The organism is Phenylobacterium sp. (genome assembly GCF_030651185.1).
Classification (GTDB): Bacteria; Pseudomonadota; Alphaproteobacteria; order Caulobacterales; family Caulobacteraceae; genus Phenylobacterium.
Window position 1 is genome coordinate 1 of sequence record NZ_JAUSCJ010000038.1, and the last position, 1,138, is coordinate 1,138.

General features: G+C 66.1%; 1 protein-coding gene. It reads right to left on the reverse strand.

What is annotated here, in order from left to right:
* Nucleotides 1-1,138 (reverse strand): TonB-dependent receptor plug domain-containing protein (locus Q7J39_RS18190; protein WP_304828605.1); only part of this gene is annotated, 1,138 nt, incomplete at both ends.

Below are 1,138 nucleotides of genomic sequence, written 5' to 3' on the forward strand. Positions count from 1 at the left end.
CCCTTTTCATAGGGCGCGTCGCGGGTGCTGCGGGCGAGGGCCGCGCGCCAGTCGATCTCCAACGCCCCGAACTCGTGGGTCCCCACCAGCTGGGTGTTGATCAGCGAGCGCTCGAACCACTCGGTGTAGTCGTCGCGGACATTGGCCCCGGCGAGATCGTCATAGCCCACCCGGCTGCGGGCTTCCTTGGTGGTGGAGTGGACGTAGAAGTTCGTCCACTTGACCTCGTGGTCGCCCCACTGGAGGCTCGCGCCCAGCAGGCCGTTGAGAACGATGTCGTTCTGGGTCGAGCTATAGTCGTAGTCCGTGCGGACCTCGATATTGCCGCTCTGAACGAAACCTTCCTGCTGGATGCCGTTGCGGGTGCGCCAGGAATTGTCGAACCCGGCGACCGCGATCAGGCCCAGGGTGCCGAAGCCGAGATCGAAGGTCCGGCCGCCGCTGAGGTCCACGCTGTAGTCGAAGTCGATGTTGCTGTTCTTCTGGAGCAGGTTCATCGGCGCGTTGACGAAGCTCTGGCCGATGGTCTGCAGCTGGGCCGGCGTGAAGTTGGAGTCCGTCAGGCGCTTGCGGTCGGCGAGCGCCGCCGCGAGCGGGCCGGGCGTTTCGCGGGCGCCGTCGTCATAGCCGGTCCAGTCGGTGTCGGACCCGAAATAGGTCAGACCCGACTTCTGGGTGGTCTCGCTGTGGGCGCCGACGCTCATGCCGATGGAGAAGAAGGGCTCGACGGGGGTGGAAATGGTCCGCAGGTCGATCACCCCGCCGCCGAACTCGCCGGGATAGCTCGCCGAATAGGTCTTCTGGACCACCGTGCTCGCCAGGATGTTGCTGGGGAACAGGTCCAGCGGCACAACCCGTTGGAGCGGCTCGGGGCTCGGCAGGGGGGAACCGTTGAGCAGGGCCGACGAATAGCGTTCGCCAAGGCCACGAACATAGACGAACCGCCCGCCGACCAGGCTGAGCCCCGACATGCGGGTCAGGGCGACCGCGGCGGTGTCGTCGCCGGCGCGCTTCAGATCCTCGATGGTGAGAACCGAAGACACCTCGGAGGTTTCACGCATGACGTCGGGGATGAACCGGCCGAGCACGGTCAGTTCTTCGACCTCGGTCTCCGCGGCGGCACGATCGTCACCGTGGA